Raw genomic sequence first — 15,793 nt, forward strand, 5'->3', positions numbered from 1 at the left:
GTAGGTTCAAATCCTGCCCCCGCAACCAATAAAAAGACCCTGTCACCTTCGGTGGCAGGGTTTTTTGTTGCCCGCAGGAACAGTCTTGGGCTTACGCCATCACCGCATTTCGCGTATTTCGCCCTGCGCAGTCTGGGCGGGGGGGTACCCGCCCGCAGTGGCACGGGCGAATGGATCAGACCTTTATGCCGAACAGTTTTCCCGCATTTCGGAACGCAATTTTTTCCTTGGCTTCACGGGGCAGGTCGACTGCGCGAAACCAGTCGGTGCCCTGCTTCATGTCGGCAAACGGATAATCGGTTCCAAACATCACGCGGTCCACGCTGATGTATCTCAGCAAAAGATGAAGCAGTTCATCCTGGAAAAATGCGCTGGTCGTGTACCAGAAATTGTCATTGAAATACTGCCCGATAGGCTTATTGAGCGAGCCTTCGGTCACATCGCCCAAATCCCCGACGATACGCTCGTAGTAGAATGGAAGGCCCTCTCCCATGTGGCCGATGATCATCTGCAGTTTGGGGAATCTGTCGAACACCCCGGTCATGATCAGTCGAAGGCATTGCGTAAGCACTTCCTGATGCCAGCCATATCCTGAACCACTGAGAATATAGTCCTGATACTCGTCATTATATCCGGGTTGCGTAATGCGGTAGTAAATGTCGAAGACTTCCTTGGGCGGGAAACCCGGATGCAGGTATATCGGCACGCCAAGGGCCTCGGCACGTGCCAGAAGGGGCTCGAAATCGGGATGGTCGAGAAACTTTTTGCCAATGAAGCCGTTGGTCATGGCACCGACAAAGCCATCCTCGCGAACGGCGCGTTCCAGTTCGTCTGCTGATGCCGCCGGGTCCTGCAGCGGCAGGGTTGCATAGGCCCGGAACCGCGCCGGATAGGTGACCATCGGGCCCGTGGCAATCATCCTGTTGAGGCGATAGGCAAAATCGATGCCTTCCTGACCCGCGAGATCCTGCACGCCCGGCGTATGTGCGGAGAGGATCTGAACATTGATCCCCGCCTGATCCATGGCACCGATGCGGCCAGGGCCGAGTTCGGCAAGACCCGTTTCCTTGAGGTATTCTACGTGATCATCGTTAATCGCGTTGAGCGCGATCAGTTCGTCGGTGGTATAGGTTTCTTCGGTGGCGATAAAGGGCAGGTCGTGGTCTCGCAACGCGATGATCGAGGACGTCTCTGTCGCAGCCGCGCGGGAGATAATGGCGGGTGCGGCCAATCCGGCACCAACACCAAGTGCCGCCGCACCACCCAGAAAACTGCGGCGTCCGATTGTGAGGCTATGTTGGGGTTTTTCGGTCGGTTTCATGTCAATTTCTAATCCGCTATTGTTGTGGTGTGCAGTTCGGGTATTGCTTTCGTCATCATGTTGGCGTGAATGGGGGGCTTGCGCGCCCGTGTGTGCACCAGACATCGGATCAACGGGCAAAAGAGATGCTCCTTCGGGGGATTGGCACAGACCGCAAGGTGGGATACAGGGTGGGATAAAAGACAGGACATCTATCCGCCGCTATCAACCGCCCGGCCGCCCAGTCGCTTCAGGCCAAACAGGCCAACCCGGGGCAGCCTGTTGAGGTTCGATAGCTAGGGCAGATAGATCAGCGGTGTCAGCCATCCCTCATCCTGCATCAGCTTGATGCCCTCAAATATCGGTCCGGCAACCAGAAACCACATCGCATCGCGTGTTGTGGATAAAAACAGTGCCGGTTTGCACAGCAGGTTTTCCTCGTCCCGCCAGCGAAACCAGGTCGGGCGAAAGCGCGGGACGGTATTTTGATAGCGCCGGAATGCCTTGCCAAAACGTTCTGAGAGCAATGCCTCTTCGTGCGCGACAACATTGCGAAACACCATCCAGCACAGGCCGGCAAACAAACAGCCAAGCATGATACTGCCGGTTTGTGCGCCGACACCGAATGCGCCGATCATGTTGAAAACATAAAGCGGATTTCGGCAGCTGGAATAAGGCCCGGTGGTGACAAGCTCTGTTTTCTTGCGCCCGCCGATATAAAGGGAGCACCAGCCGCGCCCAAAGATGCAGACGCCAATCGCAAACAGCCCGGTGGCTTCGATCATGTCGTGAAGCTCGCTCTGGCGCTCCGCCATCGCCCGGCTTCCGGCAACAAGAACCAGAAGCACGACAACGCCAATGCGAAGAACACGTTTTCGTCGGCGCTGTATGGTGCGCAGAGCCGCGCCATCGGGAAGCACCCCCGGCGTCTGGTCTGATGGGTCTTTACGGGCGGAACGGAGTTCGGCCGAACGCGACATGAAATTTACTCCTGCAAGATCAAGCCACAGAAGTCATATCGTCAGGGGTGGGTTCTGGCGTCCGATACTGCATATCCGGTCGTTCGGATGGTCCTCTCGGACATATGGCCGCCGACCATATGTTTGGGCGGAGTGCCCGCGGCCCTTTACGGCGGCATATAAATTTTCTTCAAAAAGTTCTTGATTTGTTCTTTTATTTATGGCATAAAAGAAAAGTCAACGGGAGAAAACCGCCCGGACCGAAACCCGCAAAGCGCCCAGTGCCTTTGCGGGTTTTTGCGTTTGGGGCCGAATCAAAGAGGGTATCAGGATGCAGCGGCAAAGATACGGACACAGACACGGGAAGGGCAGCGGGGTGCTCCGCAGGATATGGATCGGCGGATGGCGGAGCCATTACGGCGGTATTCTGCCCAAGGATTAAGAAGACTAACCCGATCATTTGTCATGACGGGAGAGGTGCGTCTTGTTGAGGAGGGAGAAGTTAAATCTGCCGGGAGCGGCAGCAATGGCAGCAGCGGGCAGCAGTGAGCTGTGGCCCGTCGATGGTTGACCAGTGGGGGCCGTACGCCCGAAATGTATCTGGGCTCCATCGGTTGCGGGAAGTGTTGCCATTGCCGGAGGTGACCGGAGCGGGTCTTGGGCCCGGAGACCGTCCGTTGGCGAGGATGGCAGACGCCCGAGGTGTGTCCGGGGTGGGGACGTGCCAGAATTGCCGGAAAGTGCCTTCATGGCCGGAAGTGATCGGAGCGGGCATTGGGGCCTCGCCGTACGTATAAGTTCTTTGCGTAGGCCTGTGTTGAGTGAGCGATGATTTTGCCCAGTATAGAGAGTGAAGTAGATTAAAATGAAAACATTGCGAGAAAACTAGCTTCCAACTTACAAGAAAATGCAGCATAATGCTGCGATGTGCTGCACTATGCATCGTGAAATTGAGGGTACGCGTGAAAAATAGGATAACAGTCAACCTTGACGCTGCTGAATACTCAGCTCTTTTAGAGTTATCGGAACGATTCCAAGTGTCTCTAGCATGGATTGGTCGACGGGCAATTACAGATTTTATCCACGAATACCAAAAGAACCCAGGTCAATATGATCTACCTTTTATGATGGGGAAGGGAGCCACAAAGAAAACATGAACGAGCAGGTTGAAATGGCGCGAGAACAATAAGGGAACTTTTTCTTGGAAAATTCGTCTGTAGCGATCCGGACTGATCTTTTTTTTGGAACGGATGGGGGGGGGCGTGATGGTAAGGAAATCAACATTGCTCCTCTAGATGCGACCTTTAGAGATAATTCGCGCGCAGCACTCCATTCTTGGTTCCCGTACTTAGAAGGATATTCACCCCGATTTGTTGAAGGGGTCGTGAAGGAATATTTTCCTGCGGCACGGCGAATCCTCGAGCCATTTGCAGGTAGCGGTACGACACCTATTGTACTGGGGCAAAAAGGTATTGAATGTGCCTATTCTGAAGTGAATCCGGCTATGGCTTTCGTAATTGAAACCAAGCTCGAAATCTTACGAATGAATGCTACAGGCCGGAGACAATTGGCGAAGAATATCTCCGATCTTACATTTGGCTTAAATTCTCTCGTCCATTCTGTAAAACCGGACGCAGGCCTCCGCGAGTCATATGAGGTGACGTTTGGGGGCAGTGTCTTTTTTGAAGCTACGCAGTTTGAGAACATTCTTCGATTGAGAACGATAATCGATGAACTTGAGGAAGATGGCGGCCATATTAGCAAGTGCCTTACACTCGCAGTACTAGCTAGCCTTATAAAATGCTCTCTTTTGAAGCGGTCTGGTGATCTTCGTTTTAAAACGCCGAAAGAGCAGCTCTTAGGGACGCAATGTATTATTGCTGCAGTCAGAGAACATCTTCTTAAGCAGGCAGTCGATATTGTTGACGTATCGGAATTGCAAGCCGAAACGAAATATGTTTGTGCCTCAGCAGGAGACCTGCGAGAGGCAGTGGAGGGTGTGTGGGATGGTGTAATCACCAGTCCACCTTATCTTAATGGTACAAACTATATTCGCAACGCTCGTCTAGAGCTTTGGTATATTCGCGAGCTTCGATCAAAAGCTGATCTCCGACGATTGAGGGATAAGGTTATTACGTCGGGTATCAATGATGTTGACGCAAAAACGGATTGGAAACCTGTAACAAAAGGCGTTGAACAGGTTGTGCGCGAGCTTGAAGAAAAGGCTTACGATCAGCGTATATCGAAAATGGTCGGAGGCTATTTTAAGGATATGCATAACGCTATCAAGGCTCTTGGGGCCTGTCTCAGTGATGAGGGACTACTTTGTATTGACATTGGCGATAGCATTTACGCAGGCGTTCGTGTTCCGACGGATGATCTTTTGGTTGAGGTTGCAGAAGATATTGGTTTCCGGACCAAGGAAAGGATTCATCTTAGGAAAAGAATATCAAAAGGGGGGCAAGCGGTTCGGCAGCAACTCCTGATTTTAGAGAAACGAAGATAATGAAGATGTCGAATGATGTTCGCTATAGTACAGAGCGTAATAACTCTGGGGGGTGGGTATTGAAATGGGAAGATTTTAAGAAGACATTTCCGCATCAACAACCTCCTTACTCAGGTCGCGGCTGGGGCGGAGCGGTTCATTCCATGTGTTCCTATCAAGGTAAAATGAAGCCGTCTCTTGCTCACCATCTTATTCACTGCTTCTCTGAGCCGAATGATGTGATTGTAGATCCATTTTCAGGGTGTGGCACTATCCCGTTCGAGGCTTGCCGTATGGGGCGATCTGGGTATGGGATAGACATATCGCGTCTTGGTCACGTGCTAACTCTTGGAAAAGTAGGAAATCCGTCGTGGAGCATGGTTGAACAAATTCTTTGTGACCTTGAGGCATGTATTGACCACTACAAACTTACTGATGATGATCTTAGCAGCACTGCTGCAATCAAGTTCAATGGTTCGATTCCTGAATATTTCCATTCCGATACACTTCGTGAAATTATTGCAGCTAGGGGCTTCTTTCTCTCATCTTGGGACAGCGGAGCAGAATGGGCATTGATTTATGCCAGTACGATGCATTTGCTGCATGGTAATCGACCGTATGCACTAAGTCGAAATAGTCATCCCGTAACTCCGTATAGTCCAACGGGGCCCTTTGAGTATCGTGCGCTCATGCCACGTTTGCGAGCAAAGTTAGATCGCTTGAAATTGGAAATTGTAGAACGTGAGCCTTCTTTTGGAGGGTCAGTGCAAGGTGATTGTACTGAAATTTGGCCAGCAGAAATACCAGCTGCGGATGTGATCATTACATCCCCCCCATTTTTCGCTTCGACACGTTTCTATATGACCAATTGGATGCGGTTTTGGTTCTCGGGTTGGGAGCGCGCGGATTTCGATGTACGGCCCGCAGACTATGTCGAAACAAAACAAAGATTTGATTTGAACGTGTACCGCAAATTTTTCGCCTCTGCTCGCGAACGATTGAAGTCGACCGGGATTATGGTGCTTCATCTAGGAGAGAGTAAAAAGTGCAACATGAGCGCAGAACTCGCGCTGCGAGTGGATCCATGGTTCAGCGTTGCGGATTGTTTTACTGAAAGTGTTGAGCACTGCGAATTACATGGTATCCGGGATAAGGGAGCTGTGACAGGGCACTCATACTTGGTTCTTGTACCTAAGCTTAGTTGATCTTATTTGTCTCGGAGCTGAGCATACTCATCTTGAAGGTTTACAAATTGGTGCTTTTCGCTACTAGCTAAAACACGTTGTAGGGCCTTCACAACAAGTTCACCTGCAATTTTCCCTTCTCGTTCTTTGCACATTTCGGGTCTGGTCAAGAATGTAGAAAAAAACCAGTGCTTTCTTGCTAAAAGCAGATCAATAGCAGTTTCATTTGGCTTGGGGTTTTTTAGTTCTTCTAGGGATATACCTGTTTTTTGGGCCAATGCTTCGAGTTGACCATGTTTGACATAAAAGTCAGTAGGCATTCTGTCACGCTTTTGACTATTGCAAGACTTGCATAGTGCAGTTGCTGTTTCGTCGAGGGGCCAAAGGTATGCTAGAGGGCGGGTGTGATCGAGGTGCATTGCCCGAGCATTGGGCAAATAAGTGTTACAATTGAAGCATCTTCTTTGGAATTTTTCCCAGATGTCTTCGGCGAGCTCAGACGAAAATTTATGTCTGTAGATAAGCTGTGGGGAACCCTCAAACAGTGTTTCAAGTAGTAATTCGAATGCACGGCGTCGCGCGCCGTCTTCTTTCATTTGCCCCGGAGAACGCTGGGGATTATGAGCAGCGTTGACTTCAAACTTTTTGCAGAACCGGCACTCCAATTGGTATCCGTAGTCAAGGTGTAGGATTTCACTTTGATTTTCCACATTACGGAGCTTGCCAAAGGACGAATGCTGACATGGTCGTCGATGGGCTGCAACACAGTGGTTGGTGAAGCTTAGGTGATTGCGCTCGTTAATAATGTTTATAGGAAGGTATCTGCCACAGCGATTGCAGGATTTTAGAATTATTTCAGCGTGTTCAGTTTCCGAGCCATCGGGGAATGAAATATTAACAGAGGCGTTTACTTCATCATCAACGAAGATCGCTTCTGGCGCGGTTTCAAACATGTTCTTCATCAACCGATGGGGAGCATCTTCATAGTGTTTATGTTTTAGCCGACCACAAAGTGGCTGATAGAATGAAGCCTTTCCTGCTTCAACTGCAATTAGTTTAAAAACAACACTGACAGGTGTGGAGGTACTAGCTTCCCAGATGCTTCCTACCTTATTCCATGAGAGAGAGCTGTAGCCTGTCCATGTCGGTATAAATGGGGACCCAATCAGCTCACTTTCAATTCCATCAGAGTGCCAGAACCACATTCCGAAACCGAGAAAATCTCCTGGTTGATGCCCGTCAATATAGAACGATACTTCAATTTCTTCACCTTTGGCGAGTGCATGGGCTGCCACATTTTGCCGACTAAACTCGCCGCCTGTAGTTTCCTTGTGAACGGAAAAACCGGACTTTCTTGTCATTGCTCGACGTCGTCCCGCATAACGAGTTTTTCCAGGGAGCTTTCCTCCCCCGAAACTAGAATTCATTTTCTATGTCTCCGCTATAGAAAAGGTCTATTACCGAGCAGCTCAAGGCTTCTGCTACTCGCTGTAACGTGTTTACGGTGATATTCCTCTCGCCCCTTTCAATCGAACCAATATATGTGCGATGAAGACCGCAATTGTCTGCGAGCTCTTCCTGCGACAACCCGAGCATCTGCCGACGATGACGAATGTTTGTAGCGATTAAAATGTGAAGTGATTTTCGTTCGTTCATCGAATATTTATGCGATTGTGAAGACAATATATCTACAGACTAAACATAGCATAAATAAAGGTTTTCTAATGTTGGTGCTTGCTATAGGCTATTGAATGATTTTAAACTTGCGATGAGCTCTAAGTTATCGGTCCTAGAATCGCACTATTCCTCTCAAAAAAAACACCCCCAGCCTCACGACCGGGGGTGTTTCTCGTTCAGAGCCCAAAAGCTCCAATCCAGATCATTTCAAGGGCGTAAGCCCTTACGCGGCGAGATCAAACCGGTCCGCGTTCATGACTTTGGTCCAGGCCGCGACGAAGTCCTTGACGAACTTCTCGTGGTTGTCGTCCTGGGCGTAGACTTCGGCATAGGCGCGCAGGATGGCGTTTGAGCCAAACACGAGGTCAACGCGGGTGGCGGTCCATTTGGTCTGGCCGGTTTTGCGATCAACGATGTTGTAAAGGTTGTCGCCCGCCGGTTTCCAGCTATAGGCCATGTCGGTCAGGTTGACGAAGAAGTCGGTCGTCAGTTTGCCAACGCGGTCGGTAAAGACGCCGTGTCTGCTGCCGCCATGATTGGTGCCAAGAACGCGCATGCCACCGACCAGTGCGGTCATTTCCGGGGCGGTCAGGCCCATGAGCTGGGTCCGGTCCAGCATCATTTCTTCGGGCGAAACCGCATAATCGTCTTTCTGCCAGTTGCGATAGCCATCGGCCAGCGGTTCGAGCGGCTCGAAACTTGCAGCATCGGTCATCTCGTCGGTGGCATCGCCGCGGCCCGGTGCGAACGGGACGGTGATGTTGACACCGGCATCTTTCGCGGCCTTTTCAACCGCCGCCGTGCCACCGAGCACGATCAGGTCGGCAAGGCTGACTTTTTTGGTGAGCGTGGCCTGAATGCCTTCCAGGGTTTTGAGAACCTTGGCAAGGCGTTCGGGCTCGTTCCCGGCCCAGTCCTTTTGCGGGGCCAGACGGATGCGTGCGCCATTGGCACCGCCGCGCATGTCCGATCCGCGATAGGTGCGTGCAGAATCCCAGGCGGTATTGATCAGTTCGGCACTGGAGAGGCCAGAGGCGAGCAATCGTGCCTTGAGATCGGCGATTTCGGCATCGGAAAGGATATAGTTCACCGACGGAATCGGGTCCTGCCAGATCAGGTCTTCGGAAGGCACGTCCGGCCCGACATAGCGGACTTTCGGGCCCATGTCGCGATGGGTCAGTTTGAACCATGCGCGTGCAAAGGTTTCGGAGAAATATTCCGGGTCCTTCATGAATTTCTGGCAGATGGCGTTATAGGTCGGGTCGACCTTCATCGCCATGTCGGCATCGGTCATGATCGGTTTGCAGCGGATCGAGGGATCCTCGACATCGACCGGCATGTCTTCTTCCTTGATGTCCACCGGTTCCCACTGCCATGCGCCAGCCGGGCTTTTCTTCAGCTCCCATTCATGGCCAAACAGCATATCGAACCAGCCCATATCCCATTTGGTCGGGTTGGACGTCCATGCGCCTTCGATGCCCGAAACCATGGTATCGCGGCCAATGCCACGGCCATTGGTTTTCATCCAGCCGATGCCCTGATATTCGACGTCGGCGGCTTCTGGTTCGGGGCTGAGGTCAGACGGCGAGCCATTGCCGTGCGATTTGCCGATGGTGTGGCCACCAGCGGTCAGGGCCGCTGTTTCCTCGTCATCCATCGCCATGCGGGCGAAGGTTTCGCGGACCTGGGCGGCGGTTTTCATCGGGTCGGGCTGCCCGTTCACCCCTTCCGGGTTCACATAGATCAGGCCCATCTGGACAGCCGCCAGCGGGTTTTTCATGGTGTCGGGGCGGGTGATGTCCTCATAACGGCTGTCGCTTGGTGCCAGCCATTCCTTTTCCGCACCCCAATAGGTGTCCTTTTCCGGGTGCCAGACATCTTCGCGGCCAAAGGCGAAGCCATAGGTTTTAAGGCCAGCGACTTCATAGGCAATCGTGCCGGCCAGGATCATCAGATCGGCCCAGGAGATTTTGTTGCCATATTTGCGCTTGATCGGCCAGAGAAGACGGCGGCCCTTGTCGGTGTTGACGTTGTCAGGCCAGGAGTTGAGCGGGGCGAAACGCTGGTTCCCGGTGCCGCCACCACCACGGCCATCGGCCAGACGGTAGGAACCGGCGGAATGCCATGCGACACGGGCGAACATGCCAACGTAGCTGCCCCAGTCGGCAGGCCACCATTCCTGGCTTTCATTCATCAGCGCGCGGAGGTCGTTTTTAAGGCCTTCAACGTCGAGCTTTTTGAGTTCTTCGCGGTAGTTGAAATCCTTGCCCAGCGGATTGGTCTTGATGTCATGCTGATGGAGGATGTCGAAGTTAAGCGCATTTGGCCACCAATCCATGACCGTGGTGCCCAGTGCGGTCATACCGCCATGCATGACCGGGCATTTCCCTGTTGTCTGTTTTCCGTCCATTTCTCTCTCCCGTAATGGCTGGCTGTTCGTGCTTTCCTGACCCGGTCAGGTTTTACCCAAGGCGATATCTGCGGATTGCGGCATGATGGGGCATCCCCAATAGGCAGACGTTTATCGACTTCTGGTGTCTCTCTCCCGCCGGGTCGTGAGCCGGTCATATTGACCGCAGGAATATTTGAACATTCTGGTGAACATTTCGGCGTGATGCTTCCCTGTTCAAGGTAATGTCGAAACTTGTGATCGCAACAAGACGAGATTGTTAAATCATTGGGCGTCATGTCAGGCGATGCTGTCAAGCAGGCTAACGCGTTTTGAGTGCATAGGTTAAATAGTTATTTTTTTTAATTTCGATAGATTTTGTCGATGTTATTGCGGGTGGATTTTGCGTGTGTTCGGTTTTTGCTTGTGAAGCGGCGGGACGGGGCGGGATAATCGGGCGGTGAAATAATGCTGTTATGACAGGGGTTTGTGATGAAGGTCGGGATTGTCGGGGCCGGGATGGTCGGGAGTTCGGCGGGTTATGCGCTTGCCGTGATGGGGACGGTCAGTTCGGTCGTGCTGGTTGACCGCAATGCCGAACTTGCGATTGCACAGGCCGAAGACATTGCCCATGCGGTGCCGTTCATGTCGTCCTGTGTGGTGGAGGCCGGGGAGTATGATCAGCTTGCCGGGGCGTCGGTCGTGATCCTTGCCGCCGGAGTCAGCCAGAAGCCCGGTGAAACGCGTTTGGCGTTGCTGGAACGTAATGCGGCGGTGTTTCGCGATGTGGTGGGCAATGTGTTGCGGGTCGCACCGGATGCGATTTTGCTGATCGCGTCGAACCCGGTTGATATCATGACCCAGATTACGGTGCGGCTCTCGGGGCTTCCGGCCGCCAGAGTGATCGGATCGGGCACGATCCTTGATACCGCGCGGTTCAGGAGCCTTCTGGGCCGGCATCTGGGCATTTCGCCGCAATCGGTGCATGCCTATGTCCTTGGCGAGCATGGCGATAGCGAGGTTCTGGCATGGTCGAATGCGCGGGCCGGGTCGCTGTCGCTCGCGGGGTTTGCCGCCCAGGTCGGATCGGCGATTACCGCTGATGTGCGGGCGCGGATTGATGATGGGGTGCGCAATGCGGCCTATAAGATCATCAAGGGCAAGGGGGCGACCTATTATGGGATCGGGGCGGGGCTTGCGCGGATCGTCAAGGCGATTGCGCAGGATCAGCAGGAAGTCCTGACGGTATCGATGGTCAATCGCGAGATCGAAGGGGTGGCCGATGTCGCGCTTTCGATTCCGCGTGTGATCGGGGCGAAGGGCATTGTTACCGATCTTTTCCCCGATCTGGATGCGGAGGAAAGTGCAGCCCTTCATCGCAGTGCGGCGTTGCTCAAAGAAACGGTCGAGGCGGTTTCGCTTTAGGCTTTTTCGGGTTTTGGTGGCAAAAGCCATAATTGCCCGCTTTTCACAGCAGGGTCGAACGCGTTAGGCTTGCGGTCAGAGCCATCAAACATCATTGGGGAAGTTGTGCGACATGGACGGGTCCGATCAGGCGGTGCCGGATATCGCCTATAGCCCGATGCCCGACGAAGCAGGCATCCGTGACTTCATAGCCACTTGCGACCGGTTTTATCCGCCCGATGCGGTTGCCGCCGATATTGCGCAGCAACGCAGATGGTATGGCGCGCTTTGTGATGCCTTTGCCTATCCCCATCCGCCGGGGCTTCTGACCTGTGATGATCATATTGCCGGGGTGGCGGTCAGGATTTATCGCCCGGCCAAAATCAGAACGATGCGCAAGTTGCTTTACCTGCATGGTGGCGGGTTTATCGTCGGGTCGCTTGATAGCCATGATGCGATCTGTGCCGAGATTGCCGATGCGGTCGGGGCAGAAATGATTTCGGTCGATTACCGGCTGGCCCCCGAACATCTTTGGCCCGCCGCCCATCAGGATGCGTTTGCGGTTGCGCGAAATTTGCTGTCGGCGGGGGCGGAGGTCGTCCTGATTGGTGATAGTGCCGGGGCGACATTGGCCGGTGGGCTTGCGATCCGGGCGCGCGACGAGGGGCTTGGTACAGGCGTGATCGGGCAGGTCCTGATTTATCCGGCCCTTGGCGGGGACCTTGGCTGGCCATCCTATGGGCAGATGGCATCCGCCCCCGGTTTAAGCACCGATGATGTGATTTATTATCGCGATGTCCTGAAGGCGCCGATGGATGATCCGCTGGCCTATCCGTTATCGGCGGAGGATCTGCGCGGGTTGCCGCCGACCTATATCACGGCGGCCTATTTTGATCCGCTGCGTGATGACGGGCGGGAATATACCGCGCGCCTTGCCCGGGCCGGGATTGATGTGACCTACCGCGAGGAACCGCAAATGATCCATGGCTGGTTACGTGCGCGCCATATGAGCGACGGGGCGGCGGACGGATTTAAATTCCTGTGTGATGCGATAAAGCGCATGGCGGCAGAATAATAATGTTCCGGATATTGCCGCGAATTTCCGCGCAATATCAAATGATCCTGATTTAGTGGGGCCGATAAATTTCCGGAATTATTTGGCGGTTTCTTTTGATTGATTATTGCAGGTTCATTCCTGTATTCGCCCGTGGCGTAAAATCCCCCCGCGATGGGGATTTTGATAATTTCCTGTTCTGGTGATAGTCTTGTTCGCCTCATCTGTTTCGAAGGTGTGTTTTGCCCGTTAGGGCACCCGTAGAACGGAGGCAGGGAATGTATCGCAAGATCATGGTACCCGTGGATCTGACGCATATCGACAAGCTGGAAAAGGCGCTTTCGACGGCGGCGGATCTGGCAAAGCATTATGATGCCAAAATCTGCTTTTTCGGGGTCGGGACGAATACACCGTCCCCCGTTGCGCATAATCCGGCAGAATATGATCGCAAGATGGCGGCTTTTGCCCAAGAGCAGGGCAAAAAGACCGGTATCGACTGTTCGGGCATGACCCGTATTTCACATGATCCGGCGATTGATCTGAGCGAAATCATTGTCCATGCGGCAACGGAAGCCAAGGCGGATGTGATCGTTATGGCATCCCATGTGCCCGGTATTGCGGATCATATTTTTGCATCCCACGGCGGATATGTTGCGACGCATTGGGATCATTCCGTGTTTCTGGTGCGTTAATAGCAGGCAAACCGGAAAAATTGCGGCCGGGGGTGGCCGCAAAATTGCTTTTCAAGGGAGATTTTCATGGGATCGAATGCCGAGACGGGCATTGAAAGCCCGGATGGTGCGGCCAATCCGATCGATACCGATTACGAGATCGGGCAGGATAACATCACCAAACAGATCGGGCCGTTCGGGCTTGATATCCATAACCCGGTCTTTCTGATTTCGGGGTTATCGATTGTTGCATTCGTGTTTTTGACGCTGGCCTTTCAGGAAAGTGTCGGGCCGATGTTCAATGACCTGCGGGGCTGGCTGACATCGACCTTTGACTGGTTCTTCCTGTCGGTGGCGAATGTTTTTGTTTTGCTGTGTCTGTTTCTGATTGTCTCGCCGCTCGGCAAGGTGCGGCTGGGCGGGCAGGATGCGGTGCCCGATTATTCCTATAGCGGCTGGTTTGCCATGCTGTTTGCGGCCGGAATGGGCATTGGCCTTATGTTTTATGGCGTGTCCGAGCCGATTTCGCACTTTACCACATCGATGGGCGGTGCCACGGTCGGTGATGGCGGGGCGCGCACGGACTGGGCGCCGCTTGGCGGGGCGATGGGCGATGCGGACGCCGCCTTTGACCTTGGCATGGCGGCAACGATTTTCCATTGGGGACTTCATCCCTGGGCGATCTATGCGACGGTGGCGCTCGCACTTGCGCTGTTTTCGTTTAACAAGGGCCTGCCGCTGACCATGCGGTCGGTATTTTATCCGATCTTTGGCGAGCGTGTCTGGGGCTGGACCGGGCATGTGATTGATATTCTGGCGGTGTTTGCCACCCTGTTCGGGCTTGCGACGTCGCTTGGTTTCGGCGCGGAACAGGCCAATGCCGGGCTTGAATTCCTGTTTGGCATACCGGTTTCGGACGGATCGAAGGTTGTCCTGATTATCGCGATTACCGGGGTTGCGCTGATTTCGGTTTTGGCGGGGCTTGATGCCGGGGTCAAACGGCTTTCGGAAATCAATATGGTTTTGGCAGCCCTTCTTCTGCTGTTTGTCGTGCTGGTCGGGCCGACGATGGATATCATCAAGGGCTTTTTCACAAGTCTTGTGGCCTATGTCGAATATCTGCCCGCCCTTTCGAACCCGGTCGGGCGTGAAGATACCAATTTCAGCCAGGGCTGGACGTCGTTCTATTGGGCGTGGTGGATTTCGTGGTCGCCGTTTGTCGGCATGTTCATTGCGCGCGTGTCACGCGGCCGGACGGTGCGGGAATTCATTACCTGTGTGCTGATCATTCCGTCGCTGGTTTGCGTGCTGTGGATGACGGCGTTTGGCGGCACGGCGGTGCATATGGTCAATGAAGGGGTGCAGGCGATTGCCGATGCGGCCCTTCCGATCAAGCTTTTCACCATGCTTGAACAATTGCCGTTGCAGGCGATCACGTCCTTTATCGGGATTGTTCTGGTGATTGTGTTCTTTGTCACGTCATCGGATTCCGGGTCGCTTGTGATCGATACGATTACAGCGGGCGGCAAGGTCGATGCGCCGGTGCCCCAGCGCATATTCTGGTGCACGTTTGAGGGGCTTGTTGCGATTGCGCTGCTGCTGGGCGGGGGGCTTGGCTCCCTGCAGGCGATGGCGGTTTCCACCGGGTTCCCGTTTGCCATCGTGCTGTTGCTGGCGTGCTATTCCATCATTCAGGGATTGCGTAGCGAACCGCGATGATCCGGGCGACAGACCAAAGGAAAAGGGGCGCAAATCACTGCGCCCCTTTTTTACGGGTTCGTGTTATCGCGTTTGCCTATGGCTGGATCGGCTCGAACGTCATGATCGATTTGGCACTGCCATCAACCAGCATCAGATCGCCGTCCTGCACTTTCCAGCCTTTGACATCTGCCATTGCGGCGATAAAGGCATCCTCGATCTCCATTGCGTCTTCCATGCACATCATTTTGGTGCTGCCAAGCGGGGAGACATCAAGGGCGGTGTCCTTGCGGGTGTAACTGCCGAAATAGCGGTTGCAGCCGGTCGATCCGGCAATTTTTCCGTCATTGGTAAAGTTGACGCTGGCCAGGATCGGGGTCATCGGGGTCAGGCTTTTGTCTTTCGCCTCAATGCGCATCAGCTGCCAGTCGCGACCAGCGATGGCCGACCAGTCGGCGGGGGATTTTTCCTCGGCCGGTTTGGTTGTGGCAGCGCAACCGGCAAGCCACAGGCTGCTGGCGATGCCAAATGCGGCGAAGGTTAATGAGGTTACTTTGCGCATTCGAAATATCCTGTGTTTGGAATCTGTCTCGGTCTGAATGCTGCATGTGGGGCAGCGTGAACCGTGCCGGGATACTCATACGACTTTGCGGCGAAATTTTAGCATATCCGAGGGTCGGTTTTATAGTGTTGTTGTAATGGTTTGGCGGGGTTGCAGCGCACAAGACCTTTGCGTCGGGGCATTCTGGCGGCTAATGTATCCGGGCCCGCCACGATCTTCGCGTCACTATCTTAAGGTCATCATCATGAAGCTTGCCCTGTCTGATGCACATGCGCTTGTGTGCAATACCCTGCTGCGTTGCAACGTTGATCCCGACAATGCCGGATCGGTGGCAACGGCCCTGATCACGGCCGAGGCCGCAGGACAGGGCGGACATGGGTTGCGCCGCGTTCCGGCCTATGCCGCGCAGG

The 15,793-nt window shown here is 53.7% G+C and carries 12 protein-coding genes; 6 read left to right on the forward strand and 6 right to left on the reverse strand.

Annotation, left to right across the window (positions count from 1 at the left end; genetic code table 11):
* Positions 1-175 precede the first annotated feature (175 nt).
* Entirely contained in the window at positions 176-1,321 is a 1,146-nt protein-coding gene (locus TH5_RS23965) for an amidohydrolase family protein (protein WP_114123985.1), read from the reverse strand.
* A 275-nt stretch (positions 1,322-1,596) separates the two neighbouring features.
* Positions 1,597-2,280: a methyltransferase family protein gene (locus TH5_RS23970; RefSeq protein WP_114123986.1), complete on the reverse strand. Its 684-nt coding sequence runs from the start codon at positions 2,278-2,280 to the stop codon at positions 1,597-1,599.
* Positions 2,281-3,460: 1,180 nt separating this feature from the next.
* On the opposite strand from TH5_RS23970, the gene TH5_RS23975 reads away from it, so the two are divergent.
* Both TH5_RS23975 and TH5_RS23980 read left to right on the forward strand, forming a co-directional pair.
* The gene (locus TH5_RS23975; RefSeq protein WP_147250176.1) at positions 3,461-4,765 is read left to right on the forward strand and encodes a hypothetical protein; all 1,305 of its coding nucleotides are present in this window, start codon (positions 3,461-3,463) and stop codon (positions 4,763-4,765) included.
* A 5-nt stretch (positions 4,766-4,770) separates the two neighbouring features.
* Positions 4,771-5,949 (forward strand): DNA methyltransferase, encoded by a 1,179-nt coding sequence (locus TH5_RS23980; RefSeq protein WP_167443655.1) that lies wholly within the window; start codon positions 4,771-4,773, stop codon positions 5,947-5,949.
* Between the two features lie 2 nt (positions 5,950-5,951).
* On the opposite strand, the gene TH5_RS23985 is transcribed toward TH5_RS23980, so the two are convergent.
* From TH5_RS23985 to katG, 3 genes are all read right to left on the reverse strand, one after another.
* On the reverse strand, positions 5,952-7,355 hold the full coding sequence (locus TH5_RS23985) for an HNH endonuclease (RefSeq protein WP_147250177.1): 1,404 nt from the start codon (positions 7,353-7,355) through the stop codon (positions 5,952-5,954).
* A complete protein-coding gene (locus tag TH5_RS23990) occupies positions 7,345-7,584 on the reverse strand; it encodes a helix-turn-helix domain-containing protein (RefSeq protein WP_114123990.1) in 240 nt (79 codons plus the stop codon). Before TH5_RS23990 ends, TH5_RS23985 begins: the two co-directional genes overlap by 11 nt.
* Positions 7,585-7,828: 244 nt before the next feature.
* Positions 7,829-10,015 carry a catalase/peroxidase HPI gene (gene katG / locus TH5_RS23995; RefSeq protein ID WP_114123991.1) on the reverse strand — a complete coding sequence of 729 codons (2,187 nt, stop codon included), beginning with the start codon at positions 10,013-10,015 and terminating at the stop codon, positions 7,829-7,831.
* Positions 10,016-10,486: 471 nt separating this feature from the next.
* Here katG and TH5_RS24000 point away from each other — a divergent pair, with 471 nt between their 5' ends.
* From TH5_RS24000 to TH5_RS24015, 4 genes are all read left to right on the forward strand, one after another.
* Positions 10,487-11,419 carry an L-lactate dehydrogenase gene (locus tag TH5_RS24000; RefSeq protein ID WP_114123992.1) on the forward strand — a complete coding sequence of 311 codons (933 nt, stop codon included), beginning with the start codon at positions 10,487-10,489 and terminating at the stop codon, positions 11,417-11,419.
* A gap of 112 nt (positions 11,420-11,531) precedes the next feature.
* Positions 11,532-12,473: an alpha/beta hydrolase gene (locus TH5_RS24005; protein WP_114123993.1), complete on the forward strand. Its 942-nt coding sequence runs from the start codon at positions 11,532-11,534 to the stop codon at positions 12,471-12,473.
* 257 nt (positions 12,474-12,730) lie between these two features.
* Positions 12,731-13,144 carry a universal stress protein gene (locus TH5_RS24010; protein ID WP_114123994.1) on the forward strand — a complete coding sequence of 138 codons (414 nt, stop codon included), beginning with the start codon at positions 12,731-12,733 and terminating at the stop codon, positions 13,142-13,144.
* Positions 13,145-13,210: 66 nt separating this feature from the next.
* A complete protein-coding gene (locus TH5_RS24015) occupies positions 13,211-14,842 on the forward strand; it encodes a BCCT family transporter (RefSeq protein WP_114123995.1) in 1,632 nt (543 codons plus the stop codon).
* A 76-nt stretch (positions 14,843-14,918) separates the two neighbouring features.
* On the opposite strand, the gene TH5_RS24020 is transcribed toward TH5_RS24015, so the two are convergent.
* A complete protein-coding gene (locus TH5_RS24020) occupies positions 14,919-15,383 on the reverse strand; it encodes an META domain-containing protein (RefSeq protein WP_062953153.1) in 465 nt (154 codons plus the stop codon).
* Positions 15,384-15,793: the final 410 nt, after the last annotated feature.

The sequence above is a fragment of the Thalassospira xianhensis MCCC 1A02616 genome (assembly GCF_003326475.1).
Taxonomy (GTDB): domain Bacteria; phylum Pseudomonadota; class Alphaproteobacteria; order Rhodospirillales; family Thalassospiraceae; genus Thalassospira; species Thalassospira xianhensis.

Excerpts from the sequence above, each read along its gene's own strand:
- TH5_RS24020 (WP_062953153.1), bottom strand. The coding sequence starts at position 15,383 with ATGCGCAAAGTAACCTCATTAACCTTCGCCGCATTTGGCATCGCCAGC.
- TH5_RS23970 (WP_114123986.1), bottom strand. The coding sequence starts at position 2,280 with ATGTCGCGTTCGGCCGAACTCCGTTCCGCCCGTAAAGACCCATCAGAC.
- TH5_RS24015 (WP_114123995.1), top strand. The coding sequence starts at position 13,211 with ATGGGATCGAATGCCGAGACGGGCATTGAAAGCCCGGATGGTGCGGCC.
- katG (WP_114123991.1), bottom strand. The coding sequence starts at position 10,015 with ATGGACGGAAAACAGACAACAGGGAAATGCCCGGTCATGCATGGCGGT.
- TH5_RS24010 (WP_114123994.1), top strand. The coding sequence starts at position 12,731 with ATGTATCGCAAGATCATGGTACCCGTGGATCTGACGCATATCGACAAG.
- TH5_RS23990 (WP_114123990.1), bottom strand. The coding sequence starts at position 7,584 with ATGAACGAACGAAAATCACTTCACATTTTAATCGCTACAAACATTCGT.
- TH5_RS24000 (WP_114123992.1), top strand. The coding sequence starts at position 10,487 with ATGAAGGTCGGGATTGTCGGGGCCGGGATGGTCGGGAGTTCGGCGGGT.
- TH5_RS23985 (WP_147250177.1), bottom strand. The coding sequence starts at position 7,355 with ATGAATTCTAGTTTCGGGGGAGGAAAGCTCCCTGGAAAAACTCGTTAT.
- TH5_RS23965 (WP_114123985.1), bottom strand. The coding sequence starts at position 1,321 with ATGAAACCGACCGAAAAACCCCAACATAGCCTCACAATCGGACGCCGC.
- TH5_RS23980 (WP_167443655.1), top strand. The coding sequence starts at position 4,771 with ATGTCGAATGATGTTCGCTATAGTACAGAGCGTAATAACTCTGGGGGG.
- TH5_RS24005 (WP_114123993.1), top strand. The coding sequence starts at position 11,532 with ATGGACGGGTCCGATCAGGCGGTGCCGGATATCGCCTATAGCCCGATG.